Genomic DNA, 18,730 nt, shown 5'->3' with positions numbered 1-18,730 from the left:
ATAGCCAAATTAACTAACTTGAACTTCGTCTTGTACATAAACCTTCGTACCATCGACAGAAACTGCTTCACGGAATAAAGTGAGTAATTGGTTCGTCACCTCACCTGGCTTTCCATTTCCGATTTTTCTTCCGTCCACCTTCACTACTGCAATGACCTCCGCAGCGGTTCCAGTAAGAAACACTTCATCGGCAGTATACACATCATGTCTTGTGAAAACATCTTCGCGAATATCAAGCTGCGCCTTTTTTGCAAGTTCGATTATTGCGTTTCTGGTGATCCCTTCTAATGCCCCGATATATCCTGGAGGTGTTTTGATAATTCCATCTTTTACAATAAAGATGTTTTCTCCAGATGCCTCTGCTACATATCCTTGATCATTCAGCATTAAAGCTTCATTAACACCAGCCAAACTTGCCTCAATTTTTACAAGAATATTATTCAAATAGTTTAATGATTTTACTTTTGGGCTTAATACGTCTGCTCGGTTTCTCCGGCTTGGTACTGTTACCACTTCAATTCCAGTTTCATAGAGCTGTTTTGGAAATAACGCCAGAGGTTCCGCAATAATGATGACCCCGGCTCCTTTGCATGTGTATGGATTTAGCCCTAAATCGCCAACACCCCGAGATATGACTAAACGAATATATGCGTCCTGTAATTGATTCTTTCTGCATGTCTCAACTACAAGTTCCGTAAGTTCTTCTTTTTCAAATGGTATATGGAGCATGATTGAGTGAGCTGACTCATATAACCGTTTCATGTGGTCATCCAGTCGAAATACATTACCGCTGTACATCCGAATACCTTCAAACACCCCATCGCCATACAAGAAGCCATGATCATATACCGATACGACAGCTTCATCTTTTTTGACAAAACGGTTATTCAGAAAAATCCACTGCTCTGACATTTCACTCAAAGTCCCCTTTCCTAATAGATTTTTTCACTTTAAAATAGCTAAGTCATTAAATAGAATTTTAAGAAAATTATTTAATTGATGACCATGATACGCCTTTTAAAATGAGGGGTCAACCCCTTTTTTATAAATTTTTTGATTATTGCGATTATACAGTTAATTTGTAAACGCTTCCATTATTGCCGCTATTTGATTTATCCAGTTTTAAAAAATTTTTCTTTTTTCTGCTTCATGAACTAATAGTAAAAAAAAGCTTGTGAAACAATTTCTAATAGGATTATAATGTCCTTTATACAAATACAATTGTCTATCTCACAAATACAACAAGGAGTGGTGAAACGATGAGTTCTGTCTCTGTCGGAATATTAGGGTTCGGTACTGTCGGAACTGGTGTTGTCCATTTGTTAACAGAAGAACAGGAAAAATTGCAACAGCAGTCTGGCAGTCACATCCATATCGAAAAAATTCTTGTCCGGGATATAGATAAAACTAGAAAGATTCATTTTGACGATAATCGACTAACCCTTGATCCTGATGATATTCTTGAAAATCCGAAAATTGATATAGTGATAGAAGTCATGGGCGGAATAGAGGATGCTAGAAATTACCTCTACAAGGCCTTAAAAAATAGAAAACATGTTGTGACTGCGAACAAAGACTTAATGGCCATCTACGGTACGGAGCTATTGCAGGTGGCTGCCGATCACCAATGCGACTTATATTACGAGGCCAGTGTTGGGGGAGCTATCCCTATATTACGCACTTTAACGGATGGTTTATCTGCAGACAGAATCCAAAAAGTAATGGGAATTGTCAATGGGACAACGAACTATATTTTGAGCAAAATGAATCGTGAATCGATTAGCTATGAGGAAGTTTTAAAAGAGGCACAAGCACTAGGATTTGCTGAATCAGATCCCACTTCAGATGTAGAAGGGCTTGACGCAGCTAGGAAAATGGTCATTCTAAGCCATTTGGCATATTCCGTTCCTGTAACATTAGAAGATGTAAGAATCGAAGGAATCACGGAAATTTCACAAAAGGACATTTATTATAGCAAAAAATTAGGCTATACGATTAAACTAGTCGGAATTTCCGAGCTGGATGATCCGTATATTGATATAAGAGTCAGCCCCACCCTATTATCGACAAAGCATCCGCTGTCGTCTGTTGAAAATGAATATAACGCTGTTTATGTATATGGAAAATCCGTTGGCGAAACGATGTTTTACGGACCAGGAGCTGGTGAATTGCCAACTGCTATTGCAGTCGTTTCCGATTTGATTTCTGTCGTAAAGAATTTAAATTTAGGTGTAAATGGCCACCATATTTTTCTCCCTAAAAATGAAAAGAAATGCAAATCTCCTGATTCTATGAAAAATCAATTTTTCTTTCGTATGCATGTGTTAGATCAGCCGGGAGCATTTTCGAAAATTACTAGTCTCTTAAATGAACATGGAATCAGCCTTAAAAAGATTATTCAGGAACCTATTCCAAATCGACATATTGCAGAAGTAGTTATCATTACCCATACTGTCGAGGAGAAACTCTTCGAACTGACTTACCAGCAATTAAAAGATTTAGATGTCGTGATGGATGTAAAAAATTTCTATCGTGTGGAAGGATGACAAAAGATGAACTGGTTAGGACTACTAAAATACTATAAAAAATATTTGCCGATTACAGAGAAAACTCCCTTACTAAGTTTAGTGGAGGGAAACACCCCGTTAGTAAAATTAAATAATCTTTCCAATCGTTTGCAGGTAGAGCTATATGTTAAATTAGAAGGCGCTAACCCTACTGGCAGCTTTAAAGATAGAGGGATGGTATTGGCAGTAGCAAAAGCTATGGAGGAAGGAAGTACTGGGGTTATCTGTGCTTCAACAGGGAATACAGCCGCCGCTGCTGCCGCTTATTGTGCACGAGCAGGACTAGAATGTTTAATCGTTATACCTAAAGGAAAAATCGCAATAGGCAAGCTAGCCCAGGCGGTTATGTATGGGGCAAAAATCTATGAAATCGATGGAAGCTTTGATGATGCGCTTGAAACCGTCATACATACATCTAAACATTCCCAATATACATTGGTTAATTCGGTTAATCCTTACCGACTTGAAGGTCAAAAAACAGCTGCTTTTGAAATATGTGAACAATTAGGAGAAGCACCAGATGTACTGGCCATTCCGGTTGGCAATGCCGGAAATATTTCTGCCTATTGGAAGGGATTTAAAGAATATCATCACTTACATGGCTATAAGCTACCGAACATGCATGGATTTGAAGCTGAGGGTTCCGCTGCGATAGCAAAAAATATGGTGATAAAAGAGCCGGAAACTATCGCAACTGCTATCCGAATTGGAAATCCAGCCAGTTGGAAGCTAGCGGTTAACGCTGCCGAAGAATCTAGTGGAAAAATTGATTATGTCACAGATAAAGAAATTATCAATTGTTACAAGGAGCTTGCCAGATCAGAAGGGATATTTGCAGAACCTGCCTCTTGTGCATCGATAGCTGGGATTAAAAAGCAACTGCAAACAGGTGAAATCCAAAGAGGCAGCAAGATCGTAGCTGTTTTAACTGGAAACGGTCTTAAAGACCCAAATACTGCAATGGACCAATCGACCATACAGCCTGTGTTCCTCCCAAGTGGGAAGGAAGAATTATTACATCATCTTCAGGTGTTATCATGACTAATTACCTAAAAGTTCCGGGGAGTACATCCAATCTTGGTCCAGGATTCGACTCCATCGGAATGGCTGTTAATCGTTATTTATATCTTTCTTTTAAAGTTTCTAAAGAATGGAGCATTCAATTTATCGAGCATCCGGACTGGCTGCCTAACTACAAAGACAATTTAATTTATATTGCTGCTATGCATACCAGTGAGCTTTTCCAAAACGAATTGCCTCCTCTAGACATCAAAATGCATAGTGAAATCCCCCTTGCCCGCGGATTAGGAAGCAGTGCCGCTGCAATTGTTGCGGGGATTGAGATAGCTGATGTCGTTTTAAGCCTTCAGCTTTCCATGAAAGAAAAGGCACATATTGCGAGTAGACTGGAAGGACATCCAGATAATACAACCGCCTCCCTTTATGGTGGCATAACCATATCCATGCACTCAGAAGCAGAAACGGATACATTGGTTTGTGAGGCATCCAATATTGAGCTTATTGCCATGATACCGGAGACAGAACTGGAAACAAAAAAATCAAGACAAGTTTTACCTCAAAATCTTCCTTTCTCCGAAGCAATAAGGGGAAGCAGTGTTGGAAATTTGTTAGTTGCAGCCATCTTGCAAAACGATTGGCTATTAGCAGGAAAAATGATGGAAAGTGATATTTTTCATCAGCCGTATCGAGAATCGCTTATTCCGGATCTGCCTAGAATTACTGCCTTTGGGAAGACCATTGGAGTATTCGGAACTGCATTAAGCGGTGCGGGTCCAACCATCATCAGCATTGTTCCCAAAAATAGCGGGGAAAGCTATGCAAAGCTTTTGGAAGAAGCATTTCCTAAATATCGATATTCCGTGCTAAGACCAGTAAACCATGGAGTGGCTTTTTTAGACAGCTTTCCAAAAGAAATCTTAGAAGCTATTTCGTCCCATCCATTCTAAAATACAATAGCCCTTGCTCAAAATTCAGCGCAAGGGCATGTTCTTTATGCCAAGTTTCCTGAATCCAGATAACCATAATTCGGTCCGAACTTAAAATAATTCAGGCACACTCATATAATTCAGTCAACAATTTTCTCCACTATTCATCCTGCATTTTTCCTTCTTCGGAATTCGTCGACAATACTTCCTTCTTCAAAAACCATGTCAAGACAAATGCAAGTACAGCAATAATAAATGAATACATGTATATATGCTGAAATGATTCAATGAACAATGTTTTAATTTGTGTTAAAAGCCCTTTCGGTAACCCGTGCGGCACCCCCGCTGCAGCTAAGCTTTTCATATTAGCAGCCATACTCGCCGGAAGTTTATCCCCTAAGCTCTGCAATTTGGATGTAAGGGTGGATGATAGCAAATTCCCAAAAATACTAACCCCTACCGTAGCACCTATCGTTTGGAATAACGGAACAGTCGCAAGTGCAATCCCTTTATTCTCCTTTTCAACAGACTCTTGAATGATGAGATTATCCCCACCAAATAAAACTCCTAACCCGAGACCTGTTATAAAAAAGAAGATAATAATTTGAATAATGGTTGTATGAATACTCATATGCGAAAACAAGTAGAATCCTATAATCGGCATGATAAATGCTATTCCAAACAGTTCACGGTAGCGCACCTTTGTTAGTAAAAATCCACTAATCATCGCTGACCCAATTGCTCCTACCATCATTGGCAATGTCAAATACCCTGCCTCTGTTGGGGTAAGTCCCAGAACATTTTGTGCAAAATACGGAAAGGATGAAAAGGATCCCATTAAGCCGATTCCTACAGTAAATACAATCAAAGACAATACAAGAATATTGCGGTTTTTAAACAAGTGCAAAGGCACAATCGGTTCTTTTACCTTCGCCTCGACCCAAATAAATATGCCTATTAAAACTGCTCCCAAGCATAGAAGACCAATAATTAACGGGGAACTCCATGTGTAACCATTATTCTCAATGAGAACGGGTGTAATTAGCAAGGAGACAATAGATACTACTAATAAAAATGCACCTCCCCAATCAATTATCACTTGTTTCTTAATCATCGATTCACGTAAACCACCTGCTAGAAGGAGGGCTGCGATAATACCAACTGGAATATTAACAAAGAAAATCCAGTGCCAACTTACCTGATCGACAAAGTATCCTCCCATTAATGGCCCTAATAACATGGGAATAAACATAATTGGACCCATAAATCCTTGTACTTTTGCTCGTTGTTCAACTGGAAATAAATCACTTGAAATGGTCATCGCAAGCGGCATCAAGCCCCCCGCGCCTACCCCTTGAATCCCGCGTCCTATAAGAAGCAGAGTCATAGAATCTGATAATCCGCAGACAATCGACCCACCTATGAAAAAGACCATACTCGTTAAATAGATTTTTTTGCGCCCCATTAAATCCGCTAATTTTCCTAATATTGGCATAAATGCAGACATGGTTAACATATATACTCCTCCGACCCATCCGTACATTGCTAATCCGCCAAGATCACGGATGATTGTCGGCATTGCTGTATTCACAACTGTTTCATCCAGCTCTGAAAAAATGAGTCCAATGATTAAGCCCATCATCACCAGAATCTTATTGCTCTTATTCGCTAATACTGGTTCTTTAAATTTCGTAATGCTTTCCATCTATATCTAATCCTTTCAACATTTGATAAAAGGATTATATACATGATTTATGAACTGAATATGAACTATGAAATAGCTCATGAAAAAATGACCAAAGAAAAAAGAGGCTGGGACATAAGTAAATAAATCATTGAAATTGGTTAAATCTACGAAAGCAAAAACGCATGAAATCAAGGTTTTTAAATTTGATTTCATGCGCTTTTTTGATTTTCACTGCGTTTTGTCCCAGCCGCTTACGATTCATCTCTTTCGTTTCGTAAGGTACTCTTTCTAGAGCCATATAAACCATAAATGATTAGACCAATTACCAACCAAATTCCAAATGACAACCATGTGATCCACTTTAAGTTAAAAATTAAATATAAGCATAACACAAATGAAACTGCCGGTAATACTGGAAAGAAAGGTACCTTAAAGACGGAATTCGGTTTATTCTTCATTTTTCTTAGGAAGAAAATCCCCAAGGATACCATAGTAAAGGCAAATAAAGTACCGATATTCACCATTTCAGCGAGCTTGTCCAAGGAAATAAATCCCGCGAAAAAAGCAATTATAAGGCAAAATACCCAAGTATTCACGACCGGAGTCTTTGTCTTTTTATTAACCTTAGACAATCCTTTTGGAAGTAAACCATCACGGCTCATTGCATATACTAAACGTGTTCCCCCATAGGTCATAACTAGTATAACGGTAGTCATCCCGACAATCGCACCCAGTGATAAAAATCCAGCTACCCAATCTTGATGAATAAACTGTAATCCAAACGCTACTGGATTGCCAACACCAACTAATTGAGTGTAAGGTACAATACCTGTTAATACGCTCGAAAGGATAATGTAAAGAAGTGTACATATGAGTAATGATGCTATGATTCCAATCGGCATATTTCGCTGTGGATTTTTCACTTCTTCCGCAGCCGTCGACACGGCATCAAATCCAATATAGGCAAAAAAGACGGTTGCTGCTCCTGTAACGATTCCATGAAAACCAAATGGAGCAAAAGGTGTCCAGTTTGTCGGCTTCACATACCAAATCCCTACTACAATAAATAATACAACGACTGCCACTTTAATTAGAACCATGACAGCATTTACCTTTGCTGATTCATTGATTCCCCAAGTTAAAAGAAATGCAATAATTAATACAATAAGAACTGCTGGCAAATCGAAGTACGTTCCTTGTGCTGGATTAAACGCCCCTGAAATAGCATGCGGCAAATGAATATTAAATCCTGCAAGCAGGCCCTGCAAATAAGATGACCAACCGCTCGCAACGGAAGCTGCTGCCAATCCATACTCCAGTAATAGCGCCCAGCCTAATATCCATGCTATCAGCTCACCAAAAACCGCATAGCTGTACGTGTAGGCACTGCCTGCTACAGGTACGGAGGAAGCAAATTCGGAATAGCAAAGCGCTGCTAAAGCACAGGCAATTCCTGCAATGATAAACGATATGATGATGGAAGGTCCTGTAATTTCGGACGCGACCTTACCAGGTAATACGAATATCCCTGCCCCGACTACGGCTCCAACTCCGAGCATCGTCAAATCGAAAGCACTAAGAGACTTTTTTAAGGATGAGCCTGGCTTTTCCGAATGAGCAATTAAATCAGAAATAGATTTTCTTCTAAAAAAATTTTGACTTTTCATGTTGCACCTCAATATAGATGAATTAATTAAAATAATCTGAAAACTATCTCGTTAGCATGTTTTATATTATCATAAAAATCTAATTATTTCACATAAATTTTTGGGAAGGAAATTACTGCGTATACTTCCAGTAATTTATTTATTTGAATAATTTGGGAGTTACATACTGTATTTTTGATGAGAAAAGAATCGATGTACTTGATTACAATCCCCTTCACTTTTTCACACCAAAACATTCTACCGTTTTCGACACACTCTGACAACCCATTTAATAAAAATTTTAAAAATTACTTTCAAAAGTAGAAACATTTGAATGAATGTAAAAACGGGGAATGATATTTATAAATTAAATATGGATGTTTCGCTTAAATGCCATAGCTGCTACAAAAAAATGAGTAGGACGGGGATTTCTCCCTCCTACTCTTTTTTTTATTCCCTGAGAACTTTTTCAGCAACAAGCTCTTTAATATGCTCCACTGTAGAAGGATCTTCCAGTCCTGTCACATCGCCTGCCACATTGCCGCTTGTAACAATTTCTTTTAATAATCTGCGCATGATTTTTCCACTAACCGTTTTCGGTAAAGTCTCGGTAAATAAAATCAGCTTTGGTTTCGCAATTTGACCAACCGTACTCACAATACTCTCGTTAATTTGGTGTCTTAACTCCTGACTGCCTTTAACTCCTTCTGCAAGCTTCACAAAAACAAGAGGAACCTCGCCCTTTATTTTATCAGGAACACCAATCACTGCGACTTCAGAAACACCTTTACATTCCAACACAGCGCTTTCCATTTCCATCGTACTTAATCGATGTCCCGCAACATTAAATGCGTCGTCCGAACGACCGACTACCCAGAAATAGCCATCTTCATCCTTCAAAGCAAGATCACTGGCAAAATAGCAGCCCTCTACTTGACTAAAATAGGCACTATAGTAGCGATCTGGTTCCTGCCATAAAGTCCTGCATAACATCGGGAACGGTTTTTTAATAACCAAGTTTCCTAGTACGCCAGGCGGTACGGAGTTGCCGTTATTATCAACTACATCTACATCAGCCCCTAAGAATTGAACCCCTGCTGATCCAGGCTTCATTGGCGTCAACCAGGCTGCTCCTGCTAATGGGCAACCAGCAGTTTCAGTTTGGCCCCATGTATTATTGACACAGATGTCCCCTTTTCCAAGCACGTCATGTGTCCACTGCCATGTCTCAGGATCAAATGGTTCTCCAACAAGAGAGATGACATCAAGGCACTCCAGATGATACGGCTCCATTGCCTTCTCTCCGAGTGATTTTAACATCCTTAAGGCAGTCGGAGCTGTAAACAATTTATTAACTCTATATTTATCAATGATTTGATAGAAGCGATCCCGCTCCGGATAATCCGGTGCTCCTTCATATACTAAAGTCGTAACACCATTTGCCAACGCCCCAGCAATACCCCATATATGCATAGTTAACCAGCCGATATCTGCCGAGCACCAGAAAACATCATCTTGGCGGTGATCCATATGATATTTGGCATAAACATAGTTCTGAACAACGAATGCCATTCCAGAATGAACAACCCCTTTTGGCTTACCTGTTGTCCCACTCGTATAAAAAACAATCCCTGGCTCATTCGCCTCTATTCGCTCCGGTTCACAATGAATGCTTGCTGTTTTTCTAATTTCATGCCACCAATAATCTCTTCCCTGCTCCATGTTTTGTTCGGTTCCTAAGCGGTCTACAACAATGACCGCTTTAACATAGGTCATATCTGCAATTACATTATCAACCTTTTCTTTCAAAGGTATCTGTTTTCCACGTCTAAGACTAGCATCAGCGGTAACAATCACTTTCGGTTTAAAATTAACCAAGCGATCTCGTAATGACTTCTCCGAAAATCCAGAGAAAATAGCATTATAAACAGCCCCTATACGGAAGCACGCAAGAATGGCAATAAACGCTTCTGCAAGATTTGGCAGATAAACCGCTACAGCATCCCCTTTTCCTACCCCAAATGATTTTAATACATTTGCAAAACGGTTTACTTCTGCTAGAAGCATTTGATAAGTATAAAATTTGGTGTCACCGTTTTCCCCTTCCCAAATAAGAGCTGTCCGATTTGCTGCTCCATTCTCTATATGTCTATCAAGTAAGTTATAACAAGGGTTGCTTATACCACCCTTAAAGAAACTAAAATTAGGCAGTTCTCCAGTAATGGTCTCTTCCCATGGTTCGTACCACATTAACTCTTTGGCCACCTTATCCCAAAAATGAGCAGGATTTTCCTGAGATTGTTTTAGTAACTCTTCGAATGCTTTTGAACTTCCAAGTGCAGTTGATTCTTCTTTCTGTTTTTTCGGAAATACTAGTTTACTATTTGAGACGACTTGCTGAATTCCGGTGACATCCATGCAATAGACCTCCTCTATCTAATAAACAGAATATTCCTAATAATTATAAGATAGCGCTTTCATATTTGCAATAATTTTCTAGGGTCATTATCCAATATGAGATGAGTCTTTTTCCGAATAGAAATCTCGCATCATGCTAAATTTACCCGATGGTTCTACTTTTTAATGTATTTAGGGTACATTCCCTCTCTCATTGTGACCGTTCTCCTGATTTTCGTTCGGGCACTTTCTTCCTCCGATTGTGACCTTTCTTCTGCTTTTTCCCTAACTTCGGGCACTTTCTTCTCCCGATTGTGACCTTTCTTCTGCTTTTTCCAAAACTTTGGGCACTTTCTTCCCACGATTGTGACCTTTCTTCTGCTTTTTCCCTAACTTCGGGCAATTTCTTCCTCCGATTGTGACCTTTCTTCTGCTTTTCCCCCAACTTTGGGCACTTTCTTCCCACGATTGTGACCTTTCTTCCGCTTTTTCTCTAACTTCGGGCACTTTCTTCCTCCGATTGTGACCTTTCTTCTGTTTTTTCCAAAACTTTGGGCACTTTCCTTCTCTGATTGTGACCGTTCTCCTGATTTTTCCCTAACTTCGGGCACTTTCTTCCTCCGATTGTGACCCTTCTTCTGCTTTTCCCCTAACTTCGGGCACTTTCTTCTCCCGATTGTGACCTTACTTCTGCTTTTTCTCTAACTTCGGGCACTTTCCTTCTCTGATTGTGACCGTTCTCCTGATTTTTCCCTAACTTTGGGCACTTTCTTCCTCCGATTGTGACCGTTCTTCTACTTTTTCTCTAACTTTGGGCACTTTCCTTCTCTGATTGTGACCGTTCTCCTGATTTTTCCCTAACTTCGGGCACTTTCTTCCTCCGATTGTGACCCTTCTTCTGCTTTTCCCCTAACTTCGGGCACTTTCTTCTCCCGATTGTGACCTTACTTCTGCTTTTTCTCTAACTTCGGGCACTTTCCTTCTCTGATTGTGACCGTTCTCCTGATTTTTCCCTAACTTTGGGCACTTTCTTCCTCCGATTGTGACCGTTCTTCTACTTTTTCTCTAACTTTGGGCACTTTCCTTCTCTGATTGTGACCGTTCTCCTGATTTTTCCCTAACTTCGGGCACTTTCTTCCTCCGATTGTGACCCTTCTTCTGCTTTTCCCCTAACTTCGGGCACTTTCTTCTCCCGATTGTGACCTTACTTCTGCTTTTTCTCTAACTTCGGGCACTTTCCTTCTCTGATTGTGACCGTTCTCCTGATTTTTCCCTAACTTTGGGCACTTTCTTCCTCCGATTGTGACCGTTCTTCTACTTTTTCTCTAACTTTGGGCACTTTCCTTCTCTGATTGTGACCGTTCTCCTGATTTTTCCCTAGCTTCGGGCACTTTCTTCCCACGATTGTGACCTTTCTTCTGTTTTTTCCAAAACTTTGGGCACTTTCTTCCCACGATTGTGACCCTCTCCTGCTTTTTCCCCAACTTTACGGCACTTTCTTCCCCGAATCGTGACCGTTTCCCTACTTTTTCCCCTAACTTCGGGTACAATCGCGCCCGGATCGTGACCGTTTCCCTACTTTTTTCCCTGACTTCGGGTACATTCGCGCCCGGATCGTGACCGTATCGTTGATTTTTCCAGAAATTCGGACACACGACGAGTTTAGCCTTAAAAATTATTCCACGGCTTTTATCATATATATCCTTGATTGAAAATCTAATGACTCCCCTTTCTTTGCCCTTTTCTTTTCAATATCCAGTCCAATATACATTAACTCATCGCCATAATAGGTGCGGGGATATCCTTCAATTTCGTATTTTAAATCCTTATCTAAGCCCTTGAGGTACATTTTTTTAAAGCCAGCATTAGGTTGGTTCAATACTTGATAATAACCAGCGATGGCTTCTTTCTTGTTAGTGGAAACTACCATCCAGCTTGTTATACTTCCATTTCCTTCAAATGGGCTTTTTAAACGATAGAACGTTCCATTTAAGATTAGCTCACGATATTTTTTATAAAACTGAACTTGTTGCCAGATTTCCGATTTTTCCTCACGGGATAATGTCGTAATATCTAATTCGTATCCGAAAACTCCAAAATAGGCGACATCTGCTCTTGTTGCTAGACTCGTGTAACGATGAACCTGATGGTTGGGTACCGCTGAAACATGTGCACCTATACTGCTGAGGGGATAAACAAGTGAGGTTCCATATTGAATTTTTAACCTTTCTATCGCATCTGTATTATCGCTGGTCCATGCTTGCGGTGCATAATATAGCATTCCTGGATCAAAGCGAGCTCCTCCGCTTGCACAGGATTCAAAAAGGACATTTGGAAATTCATTTATCAGTCTTTCATATAAATCATAGACTCCTAGAATATACCGATGTGCAACCTCCCTGCTTCTTTCCGCAGGCAGCACAGCTGAGCCAATTTCAGTCATATTACGGTTCATATCCCATTTAACATATGAAATAGAGGATTCTCTTAATATTTTCGACATAACCCCATATAAATGATCCACTACTTCTGTTCTGGAGAAATCAAGGACAAACTGGTTTCTGCCATGAGATAGCCTGCGATTAGGTACATGAATTAACCAATCAGGATGCTGGTGATATAAATTACTTTCTTTTGATACCATCTCTGGCTCAAACCATAATCCGAAATTTATTCCGAGCTTATTTATTTTTTTTGCAAGACCGCTTATTCCATTCGGAAGCTTCTCCTTATTAACAACCCAATCCCCAAGAGAGGTCTTATCATTATTTCTTTTTCCGAACCAGCCATCATCCAAAACAAATAACTCAATCCCGAGCTCTTTTGCAACTTTTGCAATATCTAAAATCTTTCTCTCATTGAAATTAAAATACGTTGCCTCCCAATTATTGATTAATACAGGTCTCACCCTGTCTTTCCACACACCTCTGACAAGATTTTTCCGATATAGTTGATGATAAGTTTGACTCATTCCATTCAACCCTTGGTCCGAATACACCATAACAACTTCAGGAGTTTGAAAGCTTTCTCCGTTTTTTAAAAGCCATTCAAAATCAAATGGATTGATCCCCATCGATACTCTTGCTGTGTCATGCGAATCTACCTCAACTTGTGCAAGGAAATTTCCGCTGTATACAAGACTAAATCCATAAACTACTCCTTGGAATTCATTTGCATCAAATCTTTTCAACGCAATAAAAGGATTTTGCTGGGCACTACTTGTCCCTCTAGTACTGGAAATACTTTGAATCCCTGAAACCAGCCGTCTTGATTTTACACATCTTTCTCTTGCCCAGGCACCAGATAATTGCACCATTTCAAAGTCCGCATCCACAAAGTCAACACTAGCACTCATCACGCGTACAAGACGAATATTTTCCCCCCCTTGATTCATAAATACTGCACTGCGTGTAATAACATTTACACCTTCAAAAACCGTATAAAACAATGTCAATTCTACTTGGATGAGTTCATCGTAAAGAGTGATTTCTAATGTTGCCGCTTCTTCTTCAGTATTAACATACGTCGCAGGAAGTCCCTCAAGCTTCGGCTTTCCTTTATAAATTTTATGGGAGCAATATTCAAAATTAGTTATCCGGCTTCCATCCTCCTGCAATATTTGATAAGCAGGTTCCCGAAAATCAGTTGTTCCATACGCAGGATACTCCTGTCTAATAATATCCAATGAAAAAGTAGAATCCCCTTCATAAACACAGGCAGTCATCCCGCGTTTTTCCATTCGTAATAAATGAGCAAACGACTCGCGTTGCCTAACTCTTTTTCCATAATACAGAGATGCAAGCTGATTATTTTTTAATATCTTAAAAATGTAACTAACATCTTTCCCTTGCAAGTGAAATTCCTGCGAATTCTTATTAAAAAAGATGGGCATGAATTCTCCTCCTTTGTAGAAACACTATTAATTTATATATTGTCCAAACCTAGAATGAATTCCTTCATTAATATGGAAATGATATTTCACATTGTGTACAAATTCACATTTTGGAAATGCCGTAAAAGTGGACTATAATTTTACATAGAACAGTTTGAACTATTTAAGGAGTGAATAACTTGAAAAAGGTCGTTGTTATTGGCGGTGGAATCACTGGGCTTTCTACCGTATACTATCTTCAGCAATTAAAAAAATCTCTGCAATCGGATATGAGATTAACTTTAATAGAAGCAAACTCCACTTTAGGAGGAAAAATTAAGTCTGTAAGAAATGACGAATTCATCATGGAGACTGGTGCGGATTCAATTGTCGCACGTAAAGAAGGAGTTACATCATTACTGGAAGACCTCCAATTACATGATGAATTCGTTTATAACTCAACTGGAAAATCCTACATATATCATTATAATGAATTAAAACCGATTCCGGATGATACCGTTTTTGGAATTCCCATGAGCAAAGAAGCTTTGTTCAGCAGTGAGTTAATTTCCGAGGAAGGGAAAAATGAGGCACTGAAGGATTTCACAACCGAAAATACCACTTTTACGAAAGATAGCTCGATCGGATTATTTCTTGAAAGCTTCTTAGGAAAAGAAATCGTCGAAAATCAGATTGCTCCCGTATTATCCGGGGTCTATTCAGGAAAATTAAACGAATTGACTCTTGCGACAACACTGCCTTATCTTCTCGATTATAAAAATCAATATGGCAGCATTATCAGGGGTCTCTCGGAAAACAAAGCAAGATTTCAATCCTCAGATAATAAAAAATTTATTTCTTTTAAAAATGGGCTTTCCACTTTAATTGACCGAATGGAATCGGTACTTACAGATGTGGATATTTTAAAAGGAGTACAAGCAACTGCCGTAATAAAAGAACAGGCACAATACTCTGTAGAGTTTTCGAATCATGAAAAAATTGCTGCAGATTACGTAGTACTCAGCACTCCTCATTCAGTAGCACAATCGCTTTTAAGCAACGAAGAATTAAATCCTATTTTTGATGAGCTAATTAGTTCCTCTCTTATTAGTGTATATTTAGGATTTGATATTCCTGATGAGATGCTTCCTGCGGATGGAACGGGTTTTATCGCACCCGAACACAGCGACTTAACTTGCAACGCCTGTACATGGACAAGTCGAAAATGGGAACATACTTCGAAACATCATCGCCTCTTGTTAAGGCTTTTTTATAAAAATACAAATCCAGAAATGTTTGCACATCTTAGCAGTCTAAGTGAGAGTGAATTAATTCAAGTGGCACTGCAGGATGTGGAAAAAAGCTTAGGAATTACTGGTAAGCCAATTAGTGTAGAGGTTACAAAATGGCAGGATAAAATGCCGAAATATCATTTGAATCATCGCAAAACGATTGAAGCATTAAATGAGAAATTAGCGGACATATACCCTAATATCATCCTTGCGGGCTGTTCCTACTACGGAGTTGGAATTGCAGATTGCATTATGAATGGAAAAAACACGGCAAAGAAAATAGCAGAAGCGGAGTAATCCTCCGCTTTCTTATTATACGTTTACAAATTCCTCTAACGGTGTGACCGAATAATCCACCACATTCCCATTTTCATATATGAATTGATGATTATATGTATTTGAATCCTCAAGCATTTGTGGAAGAAAATACTTTACATTTGCCAGTCCCAGATTTTCTGGGTGCAGGATCCACGATATATTCTTCCACGCTAAGATTCCTTCGTCTGTACTAACTGGTGTATGATATTCAAAAGTTTCTGGGATTTCCGCTACGAAAGCATGCATTCCACCCGTTCTTATGCCATCCACAAGCCAAGTGACAACCCCTTTGTAGTCCACATCCTTTAATGAAATCCCTGTTTCCTCCAATATTTCACGTAAAACGCTCTCTTTAGGTTCCTCGCCCTTCTCTATTTTTCCGCCAACACCGTTCCATATCCCCATCCATGGTGATTTTACGCGGTTAAGCATAAGGATTTGCTCGCCTTTTTTTATAAAACATATGGTATATTTGTATTCCATGAATCTCTCCCCTTTATGACAAAATACACTGCCTATATTATAGCAAAAAAGAGCAGGCATACCTGCTCTCTAGTACTCTATTTGTTGTCGTAAGCTCTGTGCTGCCTTGATTATATCTGATGCCTTACTGATTGCCGTGATGACAGATACCCCATCTGCCCCTGCCTCCTTAACATTCATTGCATTTTCCACAGTAATACCGCCAATCCCTACTATTGGAATAGTAATACCTTTTTCTCGGAAGTGTTGGATATGCTGAACTCCTTGGACAGGTTTTGCATCCTCCTTTGTTTTAGTAGGGAAAATCGGTCCAACCCCAAAGTAATCCGCACCTGCTTCCAGAGCTGACATCGCTTCTTCCATCGTATGAACAGAGACACCCAGAATTTTATCGCCAATTCTGCTTCGCACTTTCGCCACCGGCTCATCCTCTTGGCCGATATGTACACCGTCAGCATCTAAGGAAATAGCTAAATCAATATCATCATTCACAATAAATGGAATATCATGCTTTTTACAAATGGTCTGCAGTTCTTTTGCAAGGGTAACTTTCTCAACTCCTGTTAATGCATGATTGCCCTTTTCACGGAATTGAAATAAGGTAATCCCTCCGGCAATGGCTTCCTTTAATACTTCGGCAGGTTCTTTATAGCAATTGGGGCTGCCCATAATAAAATATAGTTTTAACATTTCTCTTAATCTATGTGTATTTATTCGTGACATTTAAACAAACAACCCCTTTTGTAAAATTCTCTTTTTATACGCCCAATGATTCGTTGGACCATGTCCGTTTCCAAGTGAAATATTTTCTTCAATGGCCGCTTGGATAAAGTCCTTTGCTGTTATAACCGCTTCCTGCACTTTTTTCCCTTTCGCAATTTCAGCAGTTATCGCAGCTGAAAAGGTACAACCCGTTCCATGAGTGTTTTGCGTATCTATTCTTTTTGAGCTATAATAGGCGAATTCACAGCCGTCAAAAAATAGATCCATAGTTTCTAATGGATCGGCATCATGCCCGCCTTTAATCACTACATTTTTCGCACCTAATTCTATGAATTTCTTCGCTGCCGCTTCTTTATCTTCTTTTGTTTTTATTTCCATTCCAATGATGACTTCTGCTTCCGGAATATTTGGCGTAATGATCAATGAAAGTGGGATTAGCTTTTGTTTTAATGCAGCAATTGCTTCCTGCTGCAAGAGGGATGCCCCTCCTTTGGCTATCATGACAGGGTCAACAACAATATTTCTCCAATTATACTCAGTAATTTGTTGAGATACGGCATCGATTATATCAGCGCTAAACAGCATCCCTGTTTTTAAAGCATCCACTCCAATATCATTAGCAATAGAATTAATTTGCTGTACCACTGCATCGGTAGACATGGGATATACACCTTGTACCCCTAGTGTGTTTTGTGCTGTTACCGCTGTGATGGCCGACATCCCATATACCTCTAGTTCTTGGAAAGTTTTCAAGTCGGCCTGAATACCCGCACCTCCGCCACTATCTGAACCTGCTATTGTTAATGCTTTTCTCATATTACACACCTACTTTATCTTTTTTCCACATTAGATTTTTCATTTATTTCCTGATCAGATACAGCTGCAAGCTGATTTAAAAATTCGATTTGAAAACTTCCTGGCCCTTGATTTACGGTTTTTTCCGCCGCCAATTCAGCTGCAATTCCATAGGTACATACCGCTGAGGTTGCTGCAACCAATAAATTTTTCTCGACAGCCGCAAAAGCTCCGATTACAGAAGTAAGCAGACAGCCTGTTCCTGTTACCTTTGTTAGGATTGGATGACCGTTTCTACCTACATAAGTTGTAAGTCCATCTGTAATCACATCCTCTTCACCTGTTACAGCAATGATTGTTTGCAGCTTTTGAGCAGCCATGACAGCAAGGTCTATTGGATTTTTCTGGATATCTCCCGTATCTACTCCTTTCACCTCTGCCTGTTCTCCAGCGATATTGGCTATTTCCCCTGCATTTCCTCTTATAATGGAAACCTTTACCTCGCGAATTATCCTATCGGCCATCTCAGTGCGATACGGTGTTGCACCTGCCCCAACTGGATCAAAAATAACCGGAACTCCATGAGCATTAGCAGACTTACCTGCGATAATCATAGATTCTACCGCAGCAGAGTTTAACGTTCCCATATTCAAAACGAGCGCACCAGCAATCTTAGCCATGTCACCCACTTCTTCAGGCGCATATGCCATCACAGGCGATGCTCCTAATGCAAGTAATCCGTTTGCGGTAAAATTAGTCACCACTACGTTCGTAATATTATGAACAAGCGGATTTTCACGTCTTACCTTTTCCAAAATCTCACCTATCATTATGCTTTTATCCATTTTCCTTCCTCCTTAAGTGGACTTGAGGGTTTGGTGGGAAGCGGGATCTGGTCCCTTATCCCAGTTGGGATGCAGGGACAGGTTCCTTGTCCCTTTCAGTTATTGCGGAAAAAGGATCCCCCACTTCGCACCAACAAAAAAGCCAGATCCATTATGGACC

The 18,730-nt window shown here is 39.7% G+C and carries 16 protein-coding genes; 4 read left to right on the top strand and 12 right to left on the bottom strand.

The features are described from left to right. Positions 1 to 9: 9 nt before the first annotated feature. The gene (gene ilvE / locus CWO92_RS13940) at positions 10 to 912 is read right to left on the bottom strand and encodes a branched-chain-amino-acid transaminase (RefSeq protein WP_101354820.1); all 903 of its coding nucleotides are present in this window, start codon (positions 910 to 912) and stop codon (positions 10 to 12) included. A gap of 347 nt (positions 913 to 1,259) precedes the next feature. Between ilvE and CWO92_RS13935 the strand changes: the two genes are divergently transcribed. The 3 genes from CWO92_RS13935 to thrB are packed head-to-tail and all read left to right on the top strand — an operon-like array spanning position 1,260 to position 4,534. Then, complete coding sequence (locus tag CWO92_RS13935) at positions 1,260 to 2,546, top strand: homoserine dehydrogenase (protein WP_101354819.1); 1,287 nt, start codon at positions 1,260 to 1,262, stop codon at positions 2,544 to 2,546. A 6-nt stretch (positions 2,547 to 2,552) separates the two neighbouring features. Continuing rightward, the gene (gene thrC / locus CWO92_RS13930) at positions 2,553 to 3,608 is read left to right on the top strand and encodes a threonine synthase (protein WP_101354818.1); all 1,056 of its coding nucleotides are present in this window, start codon (positions 2,553 to 2,555) and stop codon (positions 3,606 to 3,608) included. Further along, positions 3,605 to 4,534 (top strand): homoserine kinase, encoded by a 930-nt coding sequence (gene thrB, locus CWO92_RS13925; RefSeq protein WP_101354817.1) that lies wholly within the window; start codon positions 3,605 to 3,607, stop codon positions 4,532 to 4,534. The genes thrC and thrB overlap by 4 nt, the downstream gene beginning before the upstream one ends. Positions 4,535 to 4,673: 139 nt before the next feature. On the opposite strand, the gene CWO92_RS13920 is transcribed toward thrB, so the two are convergent. The 7 genes from CWO92_RS13920 to CWO92_RS13890 form a co-directional block, all read right to left on the bottom strand. Next, positions 4,674 to 6,218, bottom strand: a complete 1,545-nt coding sequence (locus CWO92_RS13920; RefSeq protein ID WP_101354816.1) for an MDR family MFS transporter — start codon at positions 6,216 to 6,218, stop codon at positions 4,674 to 4,676. Positions 6,219 to 6,451: 233 nt separating this feature from the next. Further along, positions 6,452 to 7,867, bottom strand: a complete 1,416-nt coding sequence (gene bcaP / locus CWO92_RS13915) for a branched-chain amino acid transporter BcaP (RefSeq protein WP_101354815.1) — start codon at positions 7,865 to 7,867, stop codon at positions 6,452 to 6,454. A 429-nt stretch (positions 7,868 to 8,296) separates the two neighbouring features. Beyond that, a complete protein-coding gene (acs, locus tag CWO92_RS13910) occupies positions 8,297 to 10,264 on the bottom strand; it encodes an acetate--CoA ligase (RefSeq protein ID WP_101354814.1) in 1,968 nt (655 codons plus the stop codon). A 190-nt stretch (positions 10,265 to 10,454) separates the two neighbouring features. Beyond that, on the bottom strand, positions 10,455 to 10,646 hold the full coding sequence (locus CWO92_RS13905; protein ID WP_101354813.1) for a hypothetical protein: 192 nt from the start codon (positions 10,644 to 10,646) through the stop codon (positions 10,455 to 10,457). Then, on the bottom strand, positions 10,633 to 10,854 hold the full coding sequence (locus CWO92_RS13900) for a hypothetical protein (RefSeq protein ID WP_101354812.1): 222 nt from the start codon (positions 10,852 to 10,854) through the stop codon (positions 10,633 to 10,635). Before CWO92_RS13900 ends, CWO92_RS13905 begins: the two co-directional genes overlap by 14 nt. Positions 10,855 to 11,568: 714 nt before the next feature. Beyond that, positions 11,569 to 11,898: a hypothetical protein gene (locus tag CWO92_RS13895; RefSeq protein WP_101354811.1), complete on the bottom strand. Its 330-nt coding sequence runs from the start codon at positions 11,896 to 11,898 to the stop codon at positions 11,569 to 11,571. Positions 11,899 to 11,918: 20 nt separating this feature from the next. Next, positions 11,919 to 14,135 carry an alpha-galactosidase gene (locus CWO92_RS13890; protein WP_101354810.1) on the bottom strand — a complete coding sequence of 739 codons (2,217 nt, stop codon included), beginning with the start codon at positions 14,133 to 14,135 and terminating at the stop codon, positions 11,919 to 11,921. Between the two features lie 179 nt (positions 14,136 to 14,314). Here CWO92_RS13890 and CWO92_RS13885 point away from each other — a divergent pair, with 179 nt between their 5' ends. Next, entirely contained in the window at positions 14,315 to 15,703 is a 1,389-nt protein-coding gene (locus tag CWO92_RS13885; protein ID WP_101354809.1) for a protoporphyrinogen oxidase, read from the top strand. Between the two features lie 15 nt (positions 15,704 to 15,718). Here CWO92_RS13885 and CWO92_RS13880 read toward each other — a convergent pair whose 3' ends face one another. From CWO92_RS13880 to thiM, 4 genes are all read right to left on the bottom strand, one after another. Further along, entirely contained in the window at positions 15,719 to 16,207 is a 489-nt protein-coding gene (locus tag CWO92_RS13880; RefSeq protein ID WP_101354808.1) for an NUDIX hydrolase, read from the bottom strand. A 69-nt stretch (positions 16,208 to 16,276) separates the two neighbouring features. Continuing rightward, positions 16,277 to 16,930: a thiamine phosphate synthase gene (thiE, locus tag CWO92_RS13875; protein WP_101354807.1), complete on the bottom strand. Its 654-nt coding sequence runs from the start codon at positions 16,928 to 16,930 to the stop codon at positions 16,277 to 16,279. Continuing rightward, on the bottom strand, positions 16,931 to 17,746 hold the full coding sequence (gene thiD, locus CWO92_RS13870; RefSeq protein WP_101354806.1) for a bifunctional hydroxymethylpyrimidine kinase/phosphomethylpyrimidine kinase: 816 nt from the start codon (positions 17,744 to 17,746) through the stop codon (positions 16,931 to 16,933). It lies immediately after the preceding gene. Positions 17,747 to 17,760: 14 nt separating this feature from the next. Then, positions 17,761 to 18,570: a hydroxyethylthiazole kinase gene (gene thiM / locus CWO92_RS13865; RefSeq protein WP_101354805.1), complete on the bottom strand. Its 810-nt coding sequence runs from the start codon at positions 18,568 to 18,570 to the stop codon at positions 17,761 to 17,763. Positions 18,571 to 18,730 lie beyond the last annotated feature (160 nt).

It is taken from the genome of Heyndrickxia camelliae (assembly GCF_002844575.1).
In the GTDB taxonomy this organism is placed as follows: domain Bacteria; phylum Bacillota; class Bacilli; order Bacillales; family Bacillaceae_C; genus Margalitia; species Margalitia camelliae.
This window is presented reverse-complemented; position numbering and strand designations above follow the sequence as displayed.